The sequence below is a fragment of the Zarconia sp. genome, assembly GCF_057467645.1.
Genome location: NZ_JBRJXU010000031.1, coordinates 1 through 24,555, shown reverse-complemented (window position 1 = coordinate 24,555; position 24,555 = coordinate 1). Strand labels below are relative to the sequence as shown.

14 protein-coding genes are annotated in these 24,555 nt (G+C 51.2%); 4 read left to right on the top strand and 10 right to left on the bottom strand.

What is annotated here, in order from left to right; all coding sequences use genetic code 11:
• Positions 1-188: 188 nt before the first annotated feature.
• The 4 genes from AC2215_RS04895 to AC2215_RS04880 form a co-directional block, all read right to left on the bottom strand.
• Positions 189-851, bottom strand: a complete 663-nt coding sequence (locus tag AC2215_RS04895) for an ABC transporter ATP-binding protein (RefSeq protein ID WP_486808840.1) — start codon at positions 849-851, stop codon at positions 189-191.
• Positions 852-1,006: 155 nt separating this feature from the next.
• Positions 1,007-2,404 (bottom strand): ABC transporter permease, encoded by a 1,398-nt coding sequence (locus tag AC2215_RS04890; protein ID WP_486808839.1) that lies wholly within the window; start codon positions 2,402-2,404, stop codon positions 1,007-1,009.
• A 155-nt stretch (positions 2,405-2,559) separates the two neighbouring features.
• A complete protein-coding gene (locus AC2215_RS04885) occupies positions 2,560-4,074 on the bottom strand; it encodes an efflux RND transporter periplasmic adaptor subunit (RefSeq protein ID WP_486808838.1) in 1,515 nt (504 codons plus the stop codon).
• A 136-nt stretch (positions 4,075-4,210) separates the two neighbouring features.
• On the bottom strand, positions 4,211-4,819 hold the full coding sequence (locus AC2215_RS04880) for a TetR/AcrR family transcriptional regulator (protein ID WP_486808837.1): 609 nt from the start codon (positions 4,817-4,819) through the stop codon (positions 4,211-4,213).
• Positions 4,820-5,530: 711 nt separating this feature from the next.
• On the opposite strand from AC2215_RS04880, the gene prfB reads away from it, so the two are divergent.
• Positions 5,531-6,656, top strand: a protein-coding gene (prfB, locus tag AC2215_RS04875) for a peptide chain release factor 2 (RefSeq protein WP_486808836.1) whose coding sequence is annotated in 2 segments (ribosomal slippage) — positions 5,531-5,602 and positions 5,604-6,656 — 1,125 coding nt in all. Because the reading frame shifts where the segments join, the coding sequence is not laid out codon by codon here.
• Between the two features lie 543 nt (positions 6,657-7,199).
• Here the strand turns inward: prfB and AC2215_RS04870 are convergent.
• From AC2215_RS04870 to AC2215_RS04845, 6 genes are all read right to left on the bottom strand, one after another.
• The gene (locus AC2215_RS04870) at positions 7,200-7,673 is read right to left on the bottom strand and encodes a globin domain-containing protein (RefSeq protein ID WP_486808835.1); all 474 of its coding nucleotides are present in this window, start codon (positions 7,671-7,673) and stop codon (positions 7,200-7,202) included.
• Between the two features lie 172 nt (positions 7,674-7,845).
• On the bottom strand, positions 7,846-10,647 hold the full coding sequence (locus tag AC2215_RS04865; protein ID WP_486808834.1) for a C2 family cysteine protease: 2,802 nt from the start codon (positions 10,645-10,647) through the stop codon (positions 7,846-7,848).
• 673 nt (positions 10,648-11,320) lie between these two features.
• Complete coding sequence (locus tag AC2215_RS04860; RefSeq protein ID WP_486808833.1) at positions 11,321-13,978, bottom strand: VIT domain-containing protein; 2,658 nt, start codon at positions 13,976-13,978, stop codon at positions 11,321-11,323.
• A 229-nt stretch (positions 13,979-14,207) separates the two neighbouring features.
• A complete protein-coding gene (locus AC2215_RS04855; protein ID WP_486808853.1) occupies positions 14,208-15,308 on the bottom strand; it encodes a glycosyltransferase family 4 protein in 1,101 nt (366 codons plus the stop codon).
• A gap of 341 nt (positions 15,309-15,649) precedes the next feature.
• The gene (gene nblR / locus AC2215_RS04850; RefSeq protein WP_486808832.1) at positions 15,650-16,345 is read right to left on the bottom strand and encodes a response regulator transcription factor NblR; all 696 of its coding nucleotides are present in this window, start codon (positions 16,343-16,345) and stop codon (positions 15,650-15,652) included.
• A 471-nt stretch (positions 16,346-16,816) separates the two neighbouring features.
• Positions 16,817-18,607, bottom strand: a complete 1,791-nt coding sequence (locus AC2215_RS04845; protein WP_486808831.1) for a tetratricopeptide repeat protein — start codon at positions 18,605-18,607, stop codon at positions 16,817-16,819.
• A gap of 784 nt (positions 18,608-19,391) precedes the next feature.
• Here AC2215_RS04845 and acs point away from each other — a divergent pair.
• From acs to AC2215_RS04830, 3 genes are all read left to right on the top strand, one after another.
• Complete coding sequence (gene acs, locus AC2215_RS04840) at positions 19,392-21,362, top strand: acetate--CoA ligase (RefSeq protein ID WP_486808830.1); 1,971 nt, start codon at positions 19,392-19,394, stop codon at positions 21,360-21,362.
• A 130-nt stretch (positions 21,363-21,492) separates the two neighbouring features.
• Complete coding sequence (locus AC2215_RS04835) at positions 21,493-21,720, top strand: GUN4 domain-containing protein (protein WP_486808829.1); 228 nt, start codon at positions 21,493-21,495, stop codon at positions 21,718-21,720.
• A gap of 328 nt (positions 21,721-22,048) precedes the next feature.
• Positions 22,049-24,514 carry an EAL domain-containing protein gene (locus AC2215_RS04830; protein ID WP_486808828.1) on the top strand — a complete coding sequence of 822 codons (2,466 nt, stop codon included), beginning with the start codon at positions 22,049-22,051 and terminating at the stop codon, positions 24,512-24,514.
• Positions 24,515-24,555 lie beyond the last annotated feature (41 nt).

Below are 24,555 nucleotides of genomic sequence, written 5' to 3'. Positions count from 1 at the left end.
TGCGTCGAGGATGGGGTGAGATTAACTTCGGTGAAAGACCGATCGTGTGTCATGAAAAGGCGGCGAACTGCTATATATAGCAATTCTCGCCTCTTATGAGGTACACCCAAATTCTATTTCCGATTCCCCGTTCCCCGTTCCCTAAAACCAGAAACTCTATACCTCATGAGTATGAGAAGCGCTATATATCAACCCACAATCAGACCATCCTGAATTTTGATTTGTCGTCGGGCTTGTTGCGCCACTTCAACTTCGTGGGTAATCAGGACGATCGTAATTCCCTGTTTGTTGAGTTCCCCGAATAACGCCATCACCTCTTCTGAAGTGTGAGTGTCGAGCGCTCCGGTGGGTTCGTCTGCGAGTAACAACGCCGGTTGATTCACCAAGGCACGGGCAATCGCCACTCGCTGCTGCTGTCCCCCCGAGAGTTGGCTGGGGCGATTGGAGAGGCGCTCTCCCAATCCCACTTTTTGCAGTGCCACCTCAGCTCTTTGGCGGCGTTCGGCTTTGGAAACACCACCATACACCATCGGCAGCATCACATTTTCCAAAGCTGTCGAACGGGGTAATAAGTTAAATTGCTGAAAGACGAAGCCGATGCGTTGATTGCGAATGTAGGCGAGTTCGTCTTTTTGGAGGGTGGTTAAATCTTTCGCTTCTAAATAATACATGCCACCCGAAGGGCGATCGAGGCAACCGATGATATTCATTAACGTCGATTTCCCCGATCCCGATGCTCCCATAATTGAAACGTATTCCCCTGTTTCAATTTCTAAATTGATGCCTTTTAAAATGGGAACGTTCACTTCTCCGAGTTGGTAACTTTTGGTGATATTCTCGAGATGAATCACGTTCGCTCCTCCACTTTATGTATTCTGGACCGGTAAAAATAAGGGGACATATATCGTAATTTTAAAATTTTATTGACAAATAAAACGATTGTAAAGCCTGTTTTTGTTTGATATTTTTTGCAAGTTTTTTCAGGGTATTCTACACCCGAAGCGATTTATAAATCGCTTCGTAATGCGACGATCGGGTCGAGCTTGGCAGCATTTTGAGCGGGAATAAAACCTGCAATCAAACCAACCGAAGTTGACAGAATAAATCCAACAACCACCGCACTCGTGGAAACCACAAACGGAAACTCAAATAGAGTCGCCGCCATAAAAGTCGTTCCCACGCCGAGGGTAATGCCGATACTGCCGCCAATAACCGAGATAATCACGGATTCAGTTAAAAACTGGCTCAAAACTGCTCGATCGGTCGCCCCTAATGCTTTGCGAATGCCAATCTCTCGGGTACGCTCGACAACAGAAACCAGCATGATATTCGCAATCCCAATTCCCCCAACAACCAGAGAAATGCCAGCAATTGCCACAATTAACGTCGTCAGTAAATTCAGCACCACCGATAACGTTTCGAGGATATCCGCTTGATTGGTAATCCGAAAATCATCATCTTCAGGTGATGCAATTGCATGGCGAATGCGTAAAATATTTTCGACCTGAAATTTAATGGTATCGAGTTGGCTCTCATCTTCTCCTTTGATGTAAATTCCATTCACAGAAACCCCCATGAGTGAGTTATTCCCGATAATTCGAGCGGACATACTCGTGAGGGGAATGTAAACCGCATCATCGCGATCTTGCGGGCCTTGAGCGCCTTTGGCTTCCATCACGCCAATCACTTCGTAAATCTCCCCCTGAATCCGAATATTCTCCCCGATCGGATCGATATTTTTTGGAAATAAGTTGTTTTGCACGGTGGGTGCAATGACCGCTACCGAAATTGATGATTCCAACTCCTCAGAAGTAAAAAATCGTCCCGTTTCTGGAAAAGTATTTCGGGCTTCGGGATGGCTGAGATCGGTGCCGTAAACCGTGGTGGAGGTATTATTTTCGCCGTATACCACTTGCGCGTTTTGTTGCAAATAGGCAGAAACAATAGTTGCAGAGGGAGATTGTTCGGCGATCGCCTGGGCATCTTCCCACGTTAGCGTCGTCACCGAACCCTGTCCCTGACTGATGCCGCCACTTTGCGCCGAACCCGCCATCACTTGCAGCACATCCGTCCCCAAGCCGCGAATGCTCTCTTCCGTGGACTTCTGAATCCCTTGCCCGATGGAGGTCAGGGAAATCACCGACCCGATGCCGATAATCACCCCCAGCATCGTCAAACCGCTACGCAGCTTGTTACTCCACAGCGCCTCTACTGCCATTTCGGTCACTTCCCATTGGGAAATTTGGTGGGCTTTCTTGGGGGATAAGAATAATTTTTGAAAAGCCATAAGAATGAATTGGGTGTGGGGAACGGGAAATGGGGAACGGGGAATGGGACTCATACCGACATTGCTCGCTTTCCCAATCTCTTCCTCTTTCTCGGAGTGGGCGTTAGCGCGCGCCATGCCGTTTCACTTGCGCGACATGAAACGCGCAGCGTCTGCGCAGGAGAAGGCGATCGCATTTTGATTTGTGAGATTTCGTTTCTTTGAGAATTTGTCGCTCAAATGCTTTGCCTCCACAAGGGTGCCCGCGTCATCTTCTCCCCCATCCCCGCCAACTACTGGGGTGCGGGCGGAAAGCCAAACCCTTGTGGTTTCTCTTCTTTCGATGGTGGATTGAGTAGCACTTCCTCGTCGCCGTCGAGTCCGGATATGACTTCCGTTAACCCCCCAGAAGTGGCTCCGGTGTCGATGGTTTCAAACACGGGATTGCCATCGTCCGCCAGAAGGTACACCCCTTCTCCGCGTTCTTGCCGAACCACGGCCGCATTGGGAACTAGCAGCACGTTTTCTAGGTTGCCTACGTCAAATTCCGCTTCCACGTTCATTCCCACTTTGAGTCGGTCTGCTGCCGAGGGGTCGATGGCAACGGTGACTTCAAAGCTGGTAACGTTTTGCGTGACGGTGGCTTGGGGGGCAATGGTGGCGACGGTACCGCTAAAGCGTTCGTCCGGTAGGGCGTCGACGTTCAGAGTGACGGATTGACCGGGTTCGATTTTGGCAATTTGGGATTCGGATAGATTCACTTTGACTTCGTAGCGATCGCTCGCTAGGGTCAAAATCGAAGAGGAGGAAGCCGACGCACCACTACTCGACATCGACGGACTTACAAACGCGCCCTCGTCTGCATATTTTTCGAGGACGATGCCATCGAAGGGGGCGATGATTTCCGTGTCTTGCAGTTGAGCTTCGATGGTTTCGAGAGAGCCTCGAGCCGCCTGTACCTGAGCGCGAGCCTGGGCGATATCTTCAGCTCGGTTTCCCGCTCGCAGGAGGGCGACGCTCTGTTGCTGCTGTTCGACTTGGGCGGCCGCTCGGGCAATTTCCTCGGGTCTGGACCCGGCATTTTGCAGGGCTAGGGCTTGCTCGGCTTCCATCACTTGAGTTTTGGCAACATCGCGATTGGTGCGCTCGAGGTCGAGGGTTTGTTTGGAAATCGCCCCTTCGTTGTAGAGTTGCTCGTAGCGTTGCAGGTCGGCTTCGCCCTGCTTGAGGGTGGCTTGGGCTTGTTGCAGGCGGGCTTGGGCTTGGGCGATTTCTTGGGGTCGATTTCCCGATTGCAACTGTTTCAGGTTCGCCTGGGCTTCGGCGAGTTGAGCGACCGCTTTGGCAATGTCCTCGGGACGATTCCCGGCAATCAGACGCTCTAGGTTGGCTTCTTGCTGTGCCAGTTGTCCCTCCATTTGGGTGAGCTGTCCGCGTAAGTTTGAATCGTCCATGATGGCAATGAGCTGCCCCTGGCTTACCCAATCTCCTTGTTCGACGAACAACTCATCGATGACCCCAGAGGTTTTGGGGCTGAGGTTGATAGTGCGCTCGGAATTCACCGTACCGTTGGCAGAAATCGTGACGGGTAAGGTTTGGCGTTGGACGGGTTGCGTCAGCCATTGGGTTTGAGAGGGACGACGATCGGCAGTGAGAAAGTCGATCCCCGCCCGACCCGGCCCGAGCAATAGGACAACTAGGGGAATGCCGAATTTCAGATATCCTAGCTTGCGCCATCGAGATGCTTTCGGGGATGATTCCGGGGATGGTTGGGTGGATGTCAAGGTGGATGCAGACTGAGAAACCACAGTTTTCCTCCAAGATAAATAACAGGGAACGGATAGTATTTCGGGAGCTTTGGGACTTGGGGAGCTTCGGGAGAAAGATACGAGTACGAGAGTGAGTTAGCGCAGTAAGTGCTTACTTATTAATAGAGCAAAAAAATTACGATTCTGGAGCCATACCCGCCCACAAGGCTTCAATCAGACCGCGAACGAACGTTTCGGAGTCGAGAACCGTAATGTCTGGCACGGGCCACTCCGCAGACACCTGACTGGCGAGTTTTTTTGTCAAGATATAGTTTGCCATGGCTCCGGCGATCGCGTGGGCGAGAGCCATGGTGTTGCAGGAGCGGATGAGACCCCGATCGATCGCCCGATCGAGAAATTTGGCGAGTAACTGACTGTCGCGAACGGGGGGTGGGGGGACTTGGGGTCGGCGAGGAAAATTTCCCTGAGACATCAGCAGAAACACGCGGAGCAACACCTCCTGGTAAAACCCTAGCATTTGCGTACAGATGTCTATGAGTTCCGCTTTGAAGTTCGCCGTGGGTGTATGATTGGCCAGTCGGTTCACCCACTCGGGCTTTTCGGTAATCCCAATGGCTGCCAGAAATAGGGCTTGCTTGGTATTAAAACGCTTGAAAATCGAGGCTTCCGAGATGCCCGCCCGTTCGGCAATTTCCAACGTCGAAGCCCCAATTCCTCGCTCGAGGAATACCTCTCGGGCGGCCGCGAGAATCTCTTCATTTGTGATTTTGGGGGGACGGGGCATTTTGGGAGAGCTTTAGAGGCTGGGGGAGCATCAAACAGACATGGGGATGCGGTGACGCGCAGAGGATGAATATGAGCGTGTTTTGCAAGGATGGAAGAAACACGGATGTCTAAAATCTTTCGATCGTCAGGGTTTTGAGAACCTGTTTGGTGAAAGGGGGAGACATCGGTGAGTGTAGCTCGATTGTCTCAGTTTATGGGGTGAGTGCGATCGAATATCTAAAACATGGGCGTTCAATTAGTTAGTAAGTAATTACTTATTAATTTATCTCTGGGAGCTGAAAATGTCAAATTGCAATCGACAGTGGGAAGCCGATGGAAAAACCACAAACTCGATCGTGTAGCGGCAAAACACGCACCCATCTTGCTTATCCTCGGCTTGTGGAGTTGGGCTTCATCCCGAGGCAGGGCGATCGCTCGAATTAATTTCTCAAGGGGAAGAGCGATCGGGTCGTTCATCTTGCACTCCTCCTATAGCAGTGGAGATCGCGATCTCAATCGTGCATTCGTATGGGATTGCCGTCGGAATGTGTCACAATTTTGAAAGATGTTAAGTCAATCAGGATCGATCGAGGCGATCGTGGACCTTAGCAGGCGATCGCGCATCCTTGTCTTGAGATTGCGTTGTCGCCGTGCAATGCAACCCCATTGCATAAAGCATCGAGATCGATCGACTTAACCTCGCGAACGTGAATCCATTACCCAATTTGTTATGGACGTAACAGACATCAAGCGCGAAGTCGCAACGCTCTCCGACCGCCTGGGTAAAACCCAGGACTATCTTTGACTTACCCGCACTGAACGCAAAAATTCAAGATTTAGAGCAAATCGCCGCCCAACCGGAGTTTTGGGACGACCAGACCACCGCCCAAACCACCCTCCAAGAACTCAACGATCTCAAGTCCTGCGTCGGGCAGTATCGAGACTGGTGCAGTACCCTCGACGATGCCAAAGCCGTCCTTGAACTGCTCGAAGAAGAATCCGACGACGCCCTCCTGAGTGAAGCCCAAGAGAATATCCAACAGCTCGATCGCGAACTGGAACAGTGGGAACTGCAACAACTCCTCTCGGGCCCCTACGATAAAGGCGGGGCGGTACTGGCCCTCAATGCCGGTGCGGGTGGAACTGATGCCCAGGACTGGGCGCAAATGCTCCTACGCATGTACTCCCGCTGGGCGGAACGCCAGGGTTATCAGGTGAAAACCACCGAACTCTCGGAAGGGGACGAAGCGGGGATTAAGTCGGTGACGCTGGAGATTACCGGACGCTATGCCTACGGCTACCTGCGGGGGGAAAAAGGAACCCATCGCCTAGTGCGGATTTCGCCCTTTAATGCCAACGGTAAGCGCCAAACCAGTTTTGCTGGGGTAGAGGTGATGCCGATTCTCCAGCATGAAGTCGAAGATCTCGACATCCCGGAAAAGGATTTGGAAGTCACCACCTCCCGCGCTGGGGGGAAAGGGGGGCAAAACGTCAACAAGGTGGAAACGGCCGTGCGCATCGTTCACGTTCCCACCGGATTGGCCGTTCGCTGTACCGAAGAGCGATCGCAACTGCAAAACAAGGAAAAAGCCCTCGCCTTGCTCAAAGCCAAGTTACTGGTGATTGCCCAAGAACAGCGACTGCAAGAAATTGCCGATATTCGCGGCGATATGGTGGAAGCCGCCTGGGGCAACCAAATCCGCAACTATGTCTTCCATCCCTACCAGATGGTGAAAGATTTGCGGACGGGGGAAGAAACCACCGCCCTCAACGACGTGATGGATGGGGACTTGGATGGGTTTATCGAAGCTTATCTGCGCCGGGAAAATCCACCGGGGAATGGGTCGTCGGTGTAGGGGTTTGAGTATGTTTCATAAGTAATAAGTAATAAGTAATAAGTTTAACCTCTGTTTAAAATCCGAGGATTTAACCAACGAATTGGGTCGGAATTTTTTCTTCACGAACTCATAGGCTTGTTACCATTTGATTCGGACTTACTCTCTATTACTTATTATTTATTAACGCGGTGTGCGCTCTTTTTGCGCGCGTCATATGCCGAGCAAGTCGAAAAATCCCCCTTTTCCCCTTCCCCCTTTCCCAATGACTCCAAGCAAGAGGGATTTGGAGAATCAAGTCGTACATGGCGTTATTACTTATTACTGAGCGCCCGAAGGGCTTTGGTGAAAGGTTAAGGACATTACTTGTTTGTCAAGCCGCCCTTAACCCTTGGAGTTGAGACAAATTTAATGGCTAAAACCGTCAAACCCTTATCCCGAGACGATTTGAGAGTTTAACGAGTGAGGGAACGCTTGAAAAACTAAAATGCTGACCCCGTAAGGCTCGTAGCCGCTTCGATCGAGATTTTGTCTAAACTCCAGTTAACCCTTTTCCACCAGATATCAATTTGCTAATTTAGCCTTGATTTCTAATTCCCGTTCGCGGTAAATTTCTTTTTCCCGATCGATAAAAATGTTGGCTAAGTTGTTATAAGCTTCAGTCCAGGCTTCCATCACCTCTGGCGTCGCAGCATCTCCTAAAACATCTTTCATCGCTGCGAGCAAACACTCCCCAATTACGGGATACTGCTCGGCAATGACACGAGTATTCACGTGAGCTTTAGCAATATGCTCGACGGCATCGCCTAATTTCTCGAGTTCGTCAATATGGCTCGCATAAGCATAAACAGATGCAGCTAACTTAGCTGCTTGCTTATGACCTTCTTCTGTACTCTTCATGTGAGTATTTTCAAAGAATCTTCTGTACTCAGGGCGCTCGTTAAACGCAATTTCGTACATTCTTTCCGTAATTGCCTTACCATGTTCTTTGACTACAGGAGCCGTGGATTTAACGATTTCAATGTTTTTGGGATTCATGAGAAGTCATCAGTAACGAGAGTTCTCTCTCATCTTAGAAGTAGTTCTCAAGCACGATTGAATTTAAACAATTTCTTTTGTTTTCAACGTACACACCGATCGAGCAGTAATTGGGAGGTGAGTGGCAAGTCCCGTTACCACTCGCCTTCAATTCTCCGCCCAATCTGCAGGCTTATCCCTGAGATAGACTCACTCCATCAAAGTTCTTCAAAAAGGTCTCGTAGGTAATGGCGACAAACCCATCTTTTGTATCAGAACTCGGATCGTTTGGGGCTTGTTGATTTTTATTGTTATCTACGCCCCAGGGATTCCGTACCAAGACCATCTGCTGACCATTATCATTGACATAGGCATTATGGACGCTGTAGGCATGACCGCCAATTAATACGCTACCAGATTTCTGCTCGGCATCCGAAACAGTTCCAGTCATCACATAGCGACCCTCATTCAACGCCTTTTGCATACCTTCAAAGATTTCATTGGGTGTGGTACTGCCTAGAGCTGTATAGGTGCCATCTGTTCCTTCATACTTAATCCGAGAATATCCCGGATCGCTTTGGGACGGACTCCAGCTAATTTCTTCAATCTCTTGACCCGTCACCCGTCGGAGGGGAATTCCACCAATATCGCCATTGCCCATGACATCATAGCCATTGCGACCGGTTTGCTCGCCCCGCCATTTTGCATAGGCACGCTCGAACACGGGTGCCCAGATTTGTTGCTCCGATGCTTGGTTGGGTTGGACCGAACCTCCACTCCACGTCGCGCCAAACAAGGCATTAACCGATCGCGTTTCCTGACGAATGACCTCATTTTGGTCGTTGACGATATCAATTGTCTGGTTCTGCTGTTGCGTCACCACCTGGTTATCCACAGTCACCGTATCGGCTCGACCCGTTCCGTAATCGTAGAATGTGATGGTGTAGGTGTCACCGTTGACGCTAAAAGCATTATTGAGCACTGAACTTGCCTTCGAGTTGGCGGTGCTGGGATCTTCAATCTTGCCGAAGGTGGCTCCCATGGCTGCGAGGAAGGCACAGTCACCAAAGCGACCTTGGTTCAAGTTGCTCAGGATAATCGAATTGAGCTGACCGCCAGTCAGGGACTGATAAACCAAATTATGGGTCGTATCCTTCTGCAAACCCGTATCGGCACGATCGCCCTTCTCGTTAAATACGGGAGGTGGCAGCAGACTATCGTTACGATTGCGACGGGGTTCGATCTCGATGGGGGTTCCGGTTACCGACGCATTGAGAGTGTAGTCGCCAAAGCCGGGAGCATCCACACTGGAGGCATACACGACGTATTGTCCCCCCAACTCCGTGGTGAAACTTACCTGAGCGTTGAAGTTCTCCCCAGCAATATCGATATCGTCGTTTTCCGCAACCACATCACCTGTGAGCAGATCCACCACTGTCAGGTAAGCGTCAAAATCTTCCGATTCCTGAGTGACGGTGACTGTTAACCCCGCCCCGAGTTCCGGCAAGAGATAGGGATCGGCGTAGTTTTCGAGATCGTTGGGATCGAATTCATCGTTTCGATCGAGGATTCCCGTCGTGGCGATGCCGGGGAAGAGAGGATCGTGGCTTTCAATCCCGACGCGGCTGCCAACTGAAGAAATCGCGGCAATTTCGTAAGGGGTTGCCTCTCCAGGAGCAGTAACGTTGATGTAATAGGTGCCCTCGCCGATCGAATCTTGCACGATTTCATTCGTACCCTGGGCAATAACCTCATCGGCATCGAATTGGTCGTTGCCGTTAAGATCGCTCCACAGAGTCAGTTCGAGATCGACACCCTCAAATTGGTAGTCGGTAAACAGATCGAGATATCCCCCGTTGAGAACCTCTAACTGGTAGGTATCCACCGCATCGGTTCCGCCAACGTAGTCGTGCAATTCCACCTCACCATCTGGGGGTAGCACCCGTGCGGTACTGGGGCGATCGCCGGCCAAATCCCGCGCCACGGTTCCAGCCACCCCGTTAATACTTAGGTTGTAGTTGGTATCCCCTTCAAACTGTTCCACCGCCAGGAAATACTGACCCGGCTCGAGGGTGACGTTTTCGATGGTTTCGTCTGCGCTGCCCGATCGCTCCGATGCAGAGATAATCTCATTTCCCCCCAATTCTCCATCTGGAGATTCCTCATCCGTCGGAAGATCTTGGTACAGCAGCAGGTCGGCATCGGCACTCATCCCGCTGAGGCTGAAGTCGATAATGCTCGTTTCGGTGACCTGGAATTCGAAGAAGTCCAGATAGTCTTCATCGCCGACAAATCCCGACAGGGTGTTGCCTCCCGGCACTAAACCCAGCACCGTTGCCCCCGGTTCCGTATCGTCGAGGGTGGCGCTCGCGGTACTAAACGCACCGGTGAGTAAATCGGCACTGACCCCTTGTACCCGTGCCAGGATTCCCCCCGTTGCCGTCAGCCGAACTAACGTATCGCTACCATTTGCTTCTAGGGTGATATCCGCTTCGGTGAGAGCATCCCCCGCACCGTCGGTGAGGGCAAACACATCTCCATCTTCGTCCCGGTTGAAGTCAGTAATGATGTCTGCCAGAGCGGGATCGGTGACGGTATGACGGGTATCGAGGACGAAAGCATCGGAACCATCTCCGCCCACAAGCGTATCGAAACCAGCTTCTCCCGATAGAAAATCATCTCCTTCATTTCCCAGAATCAGATCGTCCCCTTGACCGCCGAAAATCACATCGTTACCGCGCTCTCCCTGAAGGTAGTCATTTCCAGCGTTACCAAATAAGAGGTCGGCACCGCGTCCCCCTTGGAGGGTGTCAGCTTCATTACCGCCGGCAATTTCGTCTGCACCGTCATTCCCAAAAATACAGTCGGCTCGTTCGAGTCCCAGGATAATATCAGCACCATTTAATCCGCGCACGCCAGCTCCGACGGGGACGGTTCCATCAATAGCAAAGTTGTCGACACCAGCCGATAAATCGAACAAATTAATCGATGACATAGACCTACTAAAAATTCAAAAGAATAAAGTGACACGAATACTGGTAGACGCGATCGCCCGTATCTCGAGAACAGCTATGTTGAGAAAAACAATCTCTGTTGGGATCTGTTGAGACTTGAACTGGATTCAAGCTCGAAGGTCGAAAAATAATTTGGAATCTTTTGTTCCTTGTCTCTAATATATTTTTTTCATAAAGGAACGTCAACCTAATCCTTAAAAATTAAATTAATTAGATGTCGATCGATTTGTACGGTATAAGATTTTTTTGATTTTTGATATTCTTCTGAATACAAACTAGATCGTTCAATACTAATTTTTAGTAATTTATGAAATAGCAATTTATGTAAATACGTAAAATCACCGAATTTAAGATCGAGATCGGATATTGTTCGATCCATGGCAATAGGTTTATACAAATACAAGGCTTCTCAATTTATTCGATATACTCGAAAAAAATATTGAATTTCACATTACATCCACATCTATAGTAATTCTCAGTAGGCGGAGGTACACCCAAACTCTATTTCCTATTCCCCGTTCCCCATTCCCCATTCCCTAAAACCAGAAACTCTTTACCTCATGAGTGTGAGACGCGCTATAAGATGGATATTGAGCTGGGAATGAGTCGATCGATATTCAAAGAACTTCTCCTCATTCCCGATTTGCTGTTCTACTAAATCCACCGCAGTGCGATCCGAATCCTTCCCGAGTCGATCGAGATCGGCCACCGTTGCAAAAAAGCCCGGATAGAATCGATCGCCCTGGGGTCTTCGAGAGTCGAGGCTTTGTCATCCCAAACCACCCGCAGCACGCGCCCATTTTGGACGATCGCCTCGAAGGTCATCTGACCGGCCGTTGTGGCGCGCAGATCGAGACGGCGCAGCGATTGGGTCAGTTGGTGGCTGGCGGTTTCCCCCAAGCCGGAAATTTCGACGAGGGCGATGTCGCGGGATGCGGTTGTATTGAGTTTGGTGAAATATCGACCGTTCCAGTTCGATCGAGTATTAGAGGCATCTCGGAGGTCGGGAGAGAATTGAATCGCCGATTCACTCATTGCGCTCGATGGTAACGAATTTTCCGAACTCGACCGTACCGGCGATCGCCCCCCGCGGCAAAGATCGCGAATCAGTTGCGCCCGAGAACGAGTTCCGGTTTTAGCCAAAAGGTGGCGAACCTCTCGATCGATTTGGCGAATGCTCCGATTGAGGCGATGGGCGATTTCCCCGTTCGTCAAACCTTCCAGGAGCGGCTCTAAAACGCACCGTTCCCAGGGGGTAAATTCAAGCGATGCGGGGGGAGGAAAAACCCTCGCTCGAGACGGTGGAGGCTTAAACAGCGGCGGTTTATCTGTCCGCTTCGCCCCCCTGCGAACGGATCTGCATCGACGATTGCCCGTTGATGGGGAGGTCGCTGGCGTCTGTATCGGGTCTAAGTTGGGGGAACCGCGCAACCCCCCCAAAATTGCTGCAGCTTCCGACATTCCGAACAATCCCTCGTAACGCAATCCTTCCGGCAGTGCCACGGGGACGGTAATCGAAATGCGATCGTGGGGGGCATCGACGCGCACCTCTTCGCTGGTGGCAACAAACGCGGTGTACCCGGATAACAACTGATAGCTTAAAGCGGTTTGAGTCACCGCATCGACATAGGATTTTTTCTCGTAGTCCAACATGCGATCGCTCAGGTATTCGATGCGCGATCGCCCCCACAACTGAGCGATCGCCTCGTTGCCTCCAGTCTCGAAATCGATCGGGATGCGGCGTTCGTAGCGGTCTCCACGGGCAGTGACTCCAGTAATTTGCAACGTTCCCGATCGTCGATCGGTTTTGCGTCCGAATAGGGTTAGGGGTTGGCGATCGAATAAATCCGGGATAACCGTTGGGTAAATATCCGGATTTTCTCCCTCCCCCTCCCAGGTCACCTCGATATCCCGCAGCACCGGGTTGTTAATTTGGCGAAAAAATTCTTCTGCCACGGCTTCCGTGGGTTCGTCTGGGTGCACCACCCGCGAAATTCCCCGTCCCACCCGAGCCAATCCCTCAATTAGGAACCGATTTACAGAACTCCCCACCCCAAACGCATGCAAGCGATTGCCCGGTTGTAACTGGCTCTGAACCTCCACCAGGATGGCACATTCGTTACCAATATACCCATCCGTGAGCATCACCACGCTGCGCAATCGTCCCGGTGGGGGTTCCCGAAACTCGATCGCCGCCCGAATGCCACCGAGCATCCGGGTGCCGCCGTAAGCGTGCAGGTTTTGGATGTATTCGATAGCTCGATCGCAATTGAGAGGTGTATTGGCCAACGGTACCAGGGAGAGTTGTTTGGCCGTATCGGCAAAATTGATAATCGTAAACGTATCTTCGGGATTGAGACCGCGAATAAAACGGCACATCAATTCTTTCGATTTGGCGAGGGGGTCCCCCATCTGCGATCCGGAGGTGTCGACGAGAAATACGACATCCTTGGGAAAAATCTCCTCGCGGTTGTAGGTTAAAGCGGGAATCCCGTAAAGGGCAAAATGTCCCCCCCGTTCGTCGGCTTGAGTGAAAACCGTCATCTGAGTATGGGGATTGGCAACCCGATAATGGATAACGAGTTCTCGGTTGGGAAGAGTATCTCCAGCCGCCAGACGCACCCATACCCGATCGCCTTCCCAGTCCATTTCAATCTCGTGAGAAGGCGATCGCACTTCCTCGATGGGGAATCCCGCATCGATTTCCAGATCGAGATCCAAACGGGTCCCAGACGGAGTATCCACCGGTAACAAAGGCGGGCAAATTCGCGAGGCATCGGGAACCAGGTCGGTATCGAGAGTTCCCGAGGCGATCGACTTTCCGGGAATGTAACGGGGTCCGATCGCCGTGGGGAACACAAACTCCCCCTCTCCCCCATCCCAAGGTAAGAGTTCGGTGTAGCACAGGTGAATTTCGATGTGTTCTCCCGGCTGAATATGGGTAATGGACTGGGTAAAGAGGTTGTCTCGTTCTTGTTCGAGCAATCCTGCCGTGCGTCCGGCGTGCTTGGCTTGTTGGTAAATTTGGTAGGCCGTTTCTCGGGTTTCGATCCGACCGGCAATCGTGCGGTGACCGATGCAGACTTCAAATCGATCGACGGCCGCTTTACAGGGTAACGGAAAAACGTAAGTGGCTTCTAAAGACCGATCGCTCTGATTCGCAAAGGTTTGCCGTACTCGAACCCGAGCGAGATTCCCCGCGATGCGGGCGATAACCGTGGTGTGTTGCAGGGGAAAGAGTCCTGGTTCGTGGGAAGGGTCAACATACAATCCCCCAATAGATGTGGGTTGAGTGGATTTTGCGATGGACATCAATGTTTTCTCTTGCAAAAAGCTACAGCCTTCAGGATTGGAATGATGCCACCTGTTTGATAACGATGCGGCGACCGGCACGATCTGGGATCTCCGCGATCTGCTCTGCTATCTCCGTCTTTCCCCTCTCACCACATTGGTCCCTGCCCACCTGGATGGGAAAGGGATTGGATTGCCCCAGAGGTCATTCGATCGCCGAAGAGTCCCCGGTCAACCCTTGCACTATTTATTACACGTTGCTATCGATCCGGTCAGGATAGTGCGATAGAACTTGCCGAAACCAGGCTTCCAATCGTTCTCCCATGGCCGCGAGGGAATACTCTGTTTCTGCTTGCTGGCGGCAAGTGCGGCGATCGAGTTGGGGTAACTTTTCGATCGCCTCCACCAGTCCGTCTACGGAATCGGGTTCTACCAGCCAACCGGTTTCGCCGTCGCGGATAATTTCCGTAGGGCCCCCTCGCCGGTAGCACATCACCGGCACCCCGCAGGCTAAGGCTTCGATGGCAACGTTCCCGAAAGCTTCAACCCAACGGGGGGTCATCAACAATCCCCGGCAGCGTCCCAATTCCTGTTGGAGTTTCTCGGTGGGTAAAAATCCGCCGTACTCCACCGGTGCGTTGGGGTAGGTTTGGCAAATCTCCTGCCAGTAGGCTTCGTCTTGCATTTTGCCCCAAATTTTCAGGGGAATGCCGAGTTTGTCGACGGCGGCGATCGCATCTTCGAGTCCTTTTTCCGGGGCAATTCGTCCCATCCAGGCGAGGTGAGGACCCGGTTCGGGGCAAAACTGGTAGAGAGATAAATCTAACCCCTGTCCCACGCAAGGGTAGTTTTCGCGAAAGCCGAAGGTGGCGGCTTGGGTGTGGGTGTAGAAACTGAGGCGACCGGGAAAACGGGTCATGGTTTGCTCGACGATGCGATCGATGGCTGCATTCAAAGACCCCATACTCACCAAGTGAAGCACGGGACGGTCGAAGAACGGCGTCAGAAACAGAGGCAACCAATCGTAGGCAAAATTGTAAATGAGATCGAACTCCCCTTGAATTTGCCGAGCGCGCTCCCACATATTCCCCAACACCGAGTTATCGGGGAGGGAGATCGGAGTTTGGCGATCTTGACTTTGGGCGGTAATTTGCAGTTTCCCGGGAATCTCGACGATGTCAACCCCATCGAGAACCGAACCCTCCGGGGCGAGGGTGCAAACGGTATGACCCCGTTTTTTCAGGCTTTTGACCATGTTGTACAGCGTCAATTCGACGCCACCCCCCAAGCCAGACCCCAAAGCTCCGACAGAGGTGGAAACAAATAGCAGTTTTAGGGAGCGATCGTGCATCGTTAATGGTAATTGTGAATTTGCCATTAACTATTGTCTGCTCTCAGCGGGCGATTTCAGCGCCAGGAATGCTTTAAAAGCTTAGGGACTTGCAAAGAAATAAAGTACCCGCTCGCTCTAGATTCAGGTTAGGGGTCAAGGGCCCTTGACCCCTACAATGGGTACGTTATTTTCCCGCACATCTCTTAAAAGCTAACGGCTGACGGCTGAAGGCTGAATAGACATCTGGTATAAATCAAAAATAAAATCAATTTCTATGGTTCAGTCATCAATTCCCGATCCCTTTCCCCCTTCCCCTTTAACCCTTAACCCTTTTTATCCAGATGTCTAATGTTGACATTTCAGCTTTCTCGTAAAACGTATCCCACGCCGCGCACGGTTTGAATCAGTCGCTTTCGATCGTGTCCTTCGATTTTCAAGCGCAGGTAGCGAACGTAAACTTCAATTACGTTCGATTCGCCCATGAAGTTGTAACCCCAGACATTTTCTAAGATTTGTTCGCGGGTTAAAACTTCTTGAGGATGTTCCATCAAGAATTTGAGTAACTCGAATTCCTTCATCGTCAAATCGATGGTGCGATCGTTCCGTAGGGCTTGACGGGTAGAGATATCGAGAATTAAGTCGCTAAATCGCAGTCGATCGACCTCTTGGGTATTCGGTTTGAGGTAAAATTTCACCAGTTGGAGAAATCGATCGGTTTGATAGGGTTTGAGCAGGTAGTCATCGGCCCCCGCTCCCAAACAAGCCGCCCGTTCGTCCACGCTATCGTTGCCCAACATCACCAATACCGGCACGCGATTGCCCTGTTTCCGGAGTGCGTCGCACAACCACAAACCCGATTCCCCCGGAAGGGTGCGTTCGACGACGACTAATCCCGGTTGCAGTTCCTCAGCTTGATGCAAGCCACTCGTCGCATCTCGGGCAACAATCGGAGAATAACCGGAGGATTTGAGATCCAAGCTTACGTTTTGGGCGAGGGTTTCATCGGTTTCCACCACCAGCACGCAAGAACTTTCATCGACAGGCACAGCACTCATAAAACGATATCGATACAGAGTAGGTATAAATACTCGGTTGCGCGAGCTTTTCTTGTTTTAACACGTTAGGGGCAATTCTCAGCACGTCGAGCGGGGTTGACTCCCCAAAGCTTCCCCCGTACCCTAACAAAATCCCCCTCGTTCTTCACCCATTGAGGGCACGTACTCCTATCGAAATCGCCACGGGAGTAAGTCTCTTGCAAGTTGTAAAAAATTGTAACGGTCCTTAAGAATTCACGTCGATCGCATCATATTCAAGTTCGGATAATTCGTTACAATTAGGCGCAATTACTGAATGTATTCTCCCGAAACTCCCGAAGCCCCTGAAGCTCACCTCAACGGTCATTATAAGTATTTAAACGAACTTAATATCACTCGTGTATGGGCAGATAATGGAGCGCACGACCGCAAGCCCCTGTCAGCATGGCTGCGCCCTTGACCCCTCAGCATTCAGACATTCGAGCCGACGACCTATCGCACGATCGACACGGCAACCCACAGTAAGGCAACCGCCAGCCACCACAAACCCGCCTTTTCCAGCCACATCTGACCCCCTTGGGACTGAGACTGAAAAATTTGCCGATTTTTTTCAAAAATTTGGGTTCTCGCGTGCTTTGGTCCCAAAGTATCTCGACTCAGTTCCCAAGCCCTTTCGTAGAGGCGTTTGGCTTCTTTGAGCCGACCTTGGGCGTAGTACAAAGACGCCAAATTGTTGTAACTCGTCGCCACATCCGGATGCTCTTTGCCGAGAATCTTTTTGCGTAACATGAGCGCTCTGGCATAGGGAAATTCCGCTTCCCGGTAACGACCTTGAGCGTAGTACAAAGAAGCGAGGTTATTGTAGCTGGTGGCTACATCGGGATGATTTTCCCCCAGAATTCGTTTTCGTAGCATCAACGCTCTGGCGTAGAGGGGTTCTGCTTCTTGGTAGCGTCCTTGAGACTTGTAAAGATAGGCCAAATTGTTATAGCTGGTGGTGATATCGAGGTGTTCTGCACCCAGTTTATTCATCACCGCTTGCAGGCATTTTTCCCCCCAGGGTAGGGCGAGTTCGTACAAACCCTGAGCGGCGTAAAATCGAGCCAGTCCGATAAACGACCAGGTCAACTCTCCATCTTCGAGGACGGGAGTCAGATTATCGGCCACTTCTACCCAATGGGGAACGGTCAACTCAAAAGGAGCAACATCACTCGGGTGGGGAGATTGAGGAATGTCCCGGGCGCTGCTCGATATGGCTCGGGCCACGGTTTGCTGGAGGGCAATAGCTCGATCGCTTCTGAGAGTATCGAATTTCTCTTGCAAGCACTCGCGAATCAGGGGATGGATGGTGTAGTAGTAACCGCCATCGTCCTGGGGGTCGATAAAGCCAGTGGCTTCGAGTTGCTTTTTCGCCAGATCCACTTCCTCAGGCGACCAGTCCGGGGTTTCGGAAATTGCTTTCAGCCAAGACCAAATAATAGGGGTGGATGCGAACAAGCTGAGGACTTTACCGATTCTTTTTGCCGTTGGGGTGAGCGTATCCCAGCTCAACTCGAAAATGGTGCGCACTGCCAAGTCTTGGCAATCCGGGCGGCGAATGCGAACGCCGTCGAGGAGTTTTTGGGCGTGCAACCGTTTTAAGAATTCCGGGAGAGTGAGTTCCCGATGCTGCCGCCAGTAGCGTCCGGCTAAGTTTAAAGCCAGGGGAGAAAATGCGAGGGCTTCGCACAGATCGTCGAGATCCGACACCGAACCCATCGCCGGCACAATTTCATCGACCTGGGCTTGTGCCATCCAACACTGTCGCGCCTCAACAGGCGAGAGGCGATCGAGATAAATCGGGAAAAACTGACCGTCGAGGGTTTCGATTTGAGTGGCGAGAACCACGTGAAACCGATCGGCCGTGGGTAAAAACTGCCGACAACGTTCTAAATCGCTGACTTCATCGACGACCACGAGCACGTCCTCCGTGGCGGGTTGCCAATGTCGCCAGCACCATTCCACCTGCTGGGACAGACTCAGCAGGCGATCGTCTTCTTGATGCGGGACGGCCCAGCGCATCCGCAAGCGGGTATACTGGAGGATTTCGGCAACAAAAGGCAGGGTTGGCGTGGCGCTCAGCCAGCAAATTCCGCCGGGATAATCACTAAAATGTTGCTGAACGTATTGTTTGAGTAACTCGGTTTTACCGATCCCCCCCGGACCCACCAGGGCAATAAATTGACCCCCATCGCTATCTTGCAGAAGTTGATGCAACTGCTCGAGTTTTTGTCGTCGTTCCACAATGCGAACCTCTCCCGGTTTTGAGATCGGTTGAGTTTGATTAAACACCATGTCACCAAAATTTTGCGATATTCTCTGCACGAGTTTGTGGCCTTTCTTAGGAGTCAGTTACGGAAGTTTCACCTCCAAATCCGGATCGCTTCCTACATGAGTTCTGGTTTGTGAATGTGTCCGGTCAAGAGTTTAGTTTTGTAGAGCACCCAATACCGTCAGAGCGAGTAACACCCCAGGCGCTCTCGCGACCGAAGCGCATCAATTTCGATACAACAGTCCGTCGATTTGCCGTACTCATCGCACTGACTGTCGTGCGAACTTCGGTTTTCAAGGGGCGCTTCGTTCAGGAGTGTCAGTTTATGTCAACCGACGTGTTTCTTTTCTTTACCGCATCCTTGAGGTGATTGCCAAGGGCGCGATCTTACGGTGACTGAGGAAACTGTTACTTTATAACCTACTTTCAGTGTACCCGAGTTTTCGCGCGTAGTTAATCCCCCCAAGATACTAATCTATCGCGTTTTTCCTGTTTTGAGATCCCACAGATCGAATTTCGAGTTCTTACGAGATTCAACGGATTTTCCCGAAACACTGGTCTTTTAAAAGATTTAAAAACATACAATAAATTTATATTTATTTAACAAAAATTGACAATAGTTTTAACGTCAACTCGTCAAATCTCTCTCCAACCGATCGCCCGAGAGGACGATCGAGACAACAAAAATAAAGATTAGACTCGACGCACCCGAGGAGAAAATGGTTTTGAATAGTAACACCCATTACAATCGCAACCATGTCTCAACCGACCATCGAATCGATTCTGCAAGAAAAACGAACCTTTTCCCCCCCGCCGGAATTCGCGCGAGATGCTCGAATTTCGAGCATGGAGGAGTATCAAAAAATTTACGATCGCGCCGCGGCCGATCCAGCGGCATTTTGGGCAGAACTCGCCGAAAAAGAACTCCATTGGTTCGAGAAGTGGGAGAGCGTTCTCGACTGGCAACCCCCCGTCGCTAAATGGTTTTCGGGGGGCAAAATCAATATCTCCTATAACTGCCTCGATCGCCACCTTACCACCTGGCGCAAGAATAAAGCCGCCCTCATCTGGGAGGGGGAACCGGGGGATTCGAGGACTCTGACCTACGCCCAACTCCACCGGGAAGTCTGTCAGATGGCCAACGTTCTCAAACAGTTAGGCGTCCAAAAAGGCGATCGGGTGGGCTTGTATATGCCCATGATTCCCGAGGCCGCCATTGCCATGCTTGCCTGCGCCCGCATCGGGGCCGTTCACAGTGTCGTGTTTGGCGGGTTCAGTGCCGAAGCCTTGCGAGATCGCCTCGCCGACGGGGAAGCCAAGGTGGTGATTACCGCCGATGGTGGCTATCGCAAAGATTCGATCGTTCCCCTGAAAGCCCAAGTGGATAAAGCCCTCGCCAACGATGCCGTCCCCAGCGTCACCAACGTTTTGGTCGTCAAACGCACGGTCGAAGCCATCGACATGGAAGCGGGACGCGATCGCTGGTGGCATGATTTGCAACAAACCGTCTCCGCCGACTGCCCCGCCGAACCCATGGATAGCGAAGATATGCTCTTCGTCCTCTACACCAGCGGTAGTACTGGCAAACCCAAAGGTGTCGTCCACACCACCGGCGGCTATAATCTCTACACCCACATGACAACCCAATGGACTTTCGATCTCAAAGAGACCGATGTCTATTGGTGTACCGCCGATGTGGGCTGGATTACCGGACACAGCTACATCGTCTACGGACCCCTCTCGAACGGGGCAACATCCCTGATGTACGAAGGGGTTCCCCGACCGTCCAACCCCGGCTGTTTCTGGGATGTGGTGGAAAAATACGGGGTGACGATTTTCTATACCGCCCCGACAGCGATTCGGGCATTTATCAAGATGGGGGAAGATTTACCCAAAGCGCGAGATTTATCCTCCCTGCGGATTTTGGGAACCGTGGGAGAACCCATCAATCCGGAAGCTTGGATGTGGTATCACCAAGTCATCGGTGGCGAACGCTGCCCCATCGTCGATACCTGGTGGCAAACGGAAACCGGCGGATTTATGCTGACACCGCTACCGGGGGCAACGCCAACTAAACCCGGTTCGGCAACCCGTCCGTTTCCGGGGATTATTGCCGATGTCGTAGATTTAGATGGGAATTCCGTTGCCGATAACGAGGGGGGGTATCTCGTCGTCAAGCATCCCTGGCCGAGTATGATGCGAACGGTATACGGGGATTTCGATCGCTTCCGCCGCAGCTATTGGGAACACATTCCCCCCAAAGACGGGAAATACCTGTATTTTGCCGGGGATGGTGCCCGTCGGGACGAAGATGGTTATTTCTGGGTGATGGGGCGCGTGGATGACGTGATTAGCGTCTCCGGGCATCGCCTGGGAACCATGGAAATCGAGTCGGCTTTGGTGTCTCACCCGGCGGTAGCAGAAGCAGCTGTGGTGGGTAAACCGGACGATTTGAAAGGGGAAAGCGTCGTGGCCTTCGTCATCCTCGAAAGCAACTACAATGCCGGTGAGGAACTCGACAAAGCTCTCAAACAACATGTGGTGAAGGAAATTGGGGCGATCGCCCGTCCCGGAGAAATTCGCTTTTCCGACGATTTACCCAAAACTCGATCGGGCAAAATCATGCGCCGCCTGCTGCGCAACCTCGCCGCGGGGCAGGAGATAACCGGGGATACCTCAACCCTCCAAGATCGCAGCGTGTTAGATAAGCTGCGCGAGGGGGCTTAGTCTCACCATTAGGAAGAAACAGGGGGAGAGAATTAAAAATTCAGACTCCCTCTCATCCCAGATGTTCCGAGTTGACCGAACGGGGTTGGAGATCGTTCGCCTGAATGATTCACCACACGCGAAAATCCCGATGGAGATCCAACCTCACGTGTCATTACTCAAACTCATCGGACCGGCAGAAGGGGCGATCGTTCGATATCGGGATTGGGACAAATTGACCTGTGCCGATTTGCAAACCCTCGATCGACTTTGGGTGAAGTTTTGGGGGAAGTTCTGGGTGAAATACAGTCGCGGAGGATTTGGATTCAGTATCCAAAAAAGTATTTTGGCTAGCGCGAACGGCTTTAGCATAAGTTAGCACCAAGTCCGAGCTTGAGCTTCTCAACCCTATTAAGCATTATGAATAAAGAATTGATAAATTGTCTCGGGTCAAATCCGATCGAATTGAGTGACCATCGGTAATCTTTCGGAGAGAGATCGAGAATTAAACGTAAGTACTTGTACGAGAGATTTTCTTGAAGAATATTGCTATCAAAAACGATCGGTTTTGTCAAAACTTTAAAAATCAGATTTTTTCATTCAAATTAAGTATTGAATTCCCAACCGTTTCAAAAAAATAATGTTTGAATAGAATGGATCGACCCAGAGAGGGGAAAGACGTGCAGGATATAGATCGGGAACAAATTATGCAAAATCGACACATTTTGTTCGTTGAAGATCCCAAAGGCAGCCGAGCCATTTTGCTCGAACCTTCTACCTACTCCATCGGTCGAGAAGACAGTCACTCGATCGTGCTTCATTCCCGATTAGTCTCCCGCCATCACGCGACCTTGTTCGGCGTCCAGTATCCCGGCTCTCAAGAGTATTCATTCTGGATTGTCGATGGCGATGCCAAACAAGAGAGAAGTACCAACGGTTTAATTGTCAATGGGAAAAGACGATTGTGCCACAAGCTCAAACATGGAGATTTAATCTTATTTGGAGGTGGTGCCAAAGCCAGCTATCAAGTGGAATCGGAATCCAAATCGGAGGTTGAGGTTTCAATCCCAGTTCGAGAGCGCGTCAGTCCACCCCAGCCGCCACCCATTTCCGAATTAGGACATCCTTCAGAAACTCATTTTCTGCCCAAACCCGAACTCAAACAATTATGCGACGCGGCTCTCGCCCGACTCGCCTCATTTCCCGAACTGTCTCCCTACGCGATTATCGAAACCAATTTAGAAGGTGAGATCGCTTATCTCAATCCGGCAGCTTTGACCGCATTCCCCAATCTTCAAGCCCAAGATCGAAAACACCCCTTACTCAGCGATTTACTCGAGACCCTCAAAGCGCAAAACGTCAATTTATTACATCGATCGATTCAAGTCAACGAGCGCCTCTACGAACAATCCATTCACTTGATTGCGGAAAGTCAGCTCGTTCGCAGCTATATTTTCGACATTACAGAACGCCACGAAGCCGTTTCGGCGCTGCGTCAAAGCGAAGCCACCAACCGCGCTTTAGTTCACGCCATTCCCGACGCCATGTTGCGCGTCGATCGTCACGGCAAACTCGTTGATTTCAAAGCCCCAACTAATTTTCAGTTTCCCGTGGATGTGGCGCGAGGCATCGGTCGCTCTCTCAACAAAATATTACCAGCAGCGACAGCCGAACTCTTTCAATCTTCTCTCGAATGCACCCTAGAAACGCAGGAAATTCAGGTCTTCGAATTTCAGCTGCAAATGCAAGGGGCGCTCTACGACTACGAAGCGCGATACGTCACCATCTCCGCAGAAGAAGTGCTGTGCATGGTGCGCGATATTACCGCCCGAAAACACGCCGAACAGATGATTCACTATCAAGCCTTCTACGACGAGTTGACGGGTTTGCCCAATCGCACCCTCTTCGATCGACATTTTGCAGAAGCCATTGCCAATGCCAAGGAGCATTCCTATGCCATGGGGGTGATGTTCCTGGATATCGATCGCTTCAAAACCATTAACGACACCCTCGGTCACGCCAACGGCGATCGGGTAGTATACGAATTCGGACAGCGCTTGAGTCAATGTCTGCGATCGAACGATATCGTCGCCCGGTGGGGTGGAGACGAATTTACCATCCTGCTGCCCTACCTCAAAACCCCCGAAGCCGCCCAGGAGATTGCCAAACGCATTCTCGAAACCCTGAAAACGCCCTTTGAGATCGGCGATCGCGAACTGTATATCGGCAGTAGTATTGGGATTGCCATTTATCCCGACCATGGTGAGGATAGCGAAACCCTGCTGCGAAACGCAGATGTGGCCCTCTACCGCGTCAAAGAGCAGGGTCGGCAAAACTTCCAACTCTATATGCCCGCCATGAATTCTCAAGCGTCGATCCGGCTGAGTTTGGAAAATTCCCTCCATCAAGCCCTCGAACGAGATGAGTTTTGCCTGTGCTACCAGCCTCAAATCGATATCACCACGGGCAAAATTACCGGTATGGAAGCTTTGCTGCGCTGGTATCACCCCCATTTTGGTTTAGTTTCCCCCGATCGCTTTATTCCCATCGCCGAAGAAACCGGGACGATCGTTCCCATTGGCGAGTGGGTGTTGCGGACGGCCTGCGCTCAAAATCAAGCCTGGCACGCTGCTGGATTCGGGCATCTGAGAATGTCCGTCAACTTGTCGGTGCGACAGTTTCAGCATCCTCAGATCGTCGAGGAGATTGCCACCATTCTCGAAGAAACCGGTTTAGATCCCCAATTTTTGGAGTTAGAAATTACGGAAACGACGCTGATGCAAAATATCGAGATGGCCCGTCCCATTTTGCTCGGTTTACAAGAGATGGGGATTCATCTGGCACTCGATGATTTTGGCACCGGCTACTCTTCTTTAGGCTATCTCAAACAATTGCCCTTCCATACGATCAAAATCGATCGATCGTTCATTCACGATCTAGACGATCGCTCTCCAGATATGGCGATCGTCTCTGCGGTTCTGGCATTGGGTAGCGGACTGAATTTACGAGTGATTGCAGAAGGGGTTGAAACTCAATACCAACTGGACTTACTGTCGAGTTTGCACTGCGAGCAAATGCAAGGTTACTTGTTTGCCGCCCCCCTAAAGGCGCTCGATGCCACAAAGTTTTTGCTCGAACAGAGTCTGAGTCTGACCGACGATAGCGAAGCTTAAGGGAATGGAGAGCTGGTGGGGTGTAGGGTGTGGGGTGTAGG

Excerpts from the sequence above, each read along its gene's own strand:
- AC2215_RS04890 (WP_486808839.1), bottom strand. The coding sequence starts at position 2,404 with ATGGCGCGCGCTAACGCCCACTCCGAGAAAGAGGAAGAGATTGGGAAA.
- AC2215_RS04880 (WP_486808837.1), bottom strand. The coding sequence starts at position 4,819 with ATGCCCCGTCCCCCCAAAATCACAAATGAAGAGATTCTCGCGGCCGCC.
- AC2215_RS04870 (WP_486808835.1), bottom strand. The coding sequence starts at position 7,673 with ATGAATCCCAAAAACATTGAAATCGTTAAATCCACGGCTCCTGTAGTC.
- AC2215_RS04865 (WP_486808834.1), bottom strand. The coding sequence starts at position 10,647 with ATGTCATCGATTAATTTGTTCGATTTATCGGCTGGTGTCGACAACTTT.
- AC2215_RS04860 (WP_486808833.1), bottom strand. The coding sequence starts at position 13,978 with ATGTCCATCGCAAAATCCACTCAACCCACATCTATTGGGGGATTGTAT.
- AC2215_RS04855 (WP_486808853.1), bottom strand. The coding sequence starts at position 15,308 with ATGCACGATCGCTCCCTAAAACTGCTATTTGTTTCCACCTCTGTCGGA.
- nblR (WP_486808832.1), bottom strand. The coding sequence starts at position 16,345 with ATGAGTGCTGTGCCTGTCGATGAAAGTTCTTGCGTGCTGGTGGTGGAA.
- acs (WP_486808830.1), top strand. The coding sequence starts at position 19,392 with ATGTCTCAACCGACCATCGAATCGATTCTGCAAGAAAAACGAACCTTT.
- AC2215_RS04835 (WP_486808829.1), top strand. The coding sequence starts at position 21,493 with ATGGAGATCCAACCTCACGTGTCATTACTCAAACTCATCGGACCGGCA.
- AC2215_RS04830 (WP_486808828.1), top strand. The coding sequence starts at position 22,049 with ATGCAAAATCGACACATTTTGTTCGTTGAAGATCCCAAAGGCAGCCGA.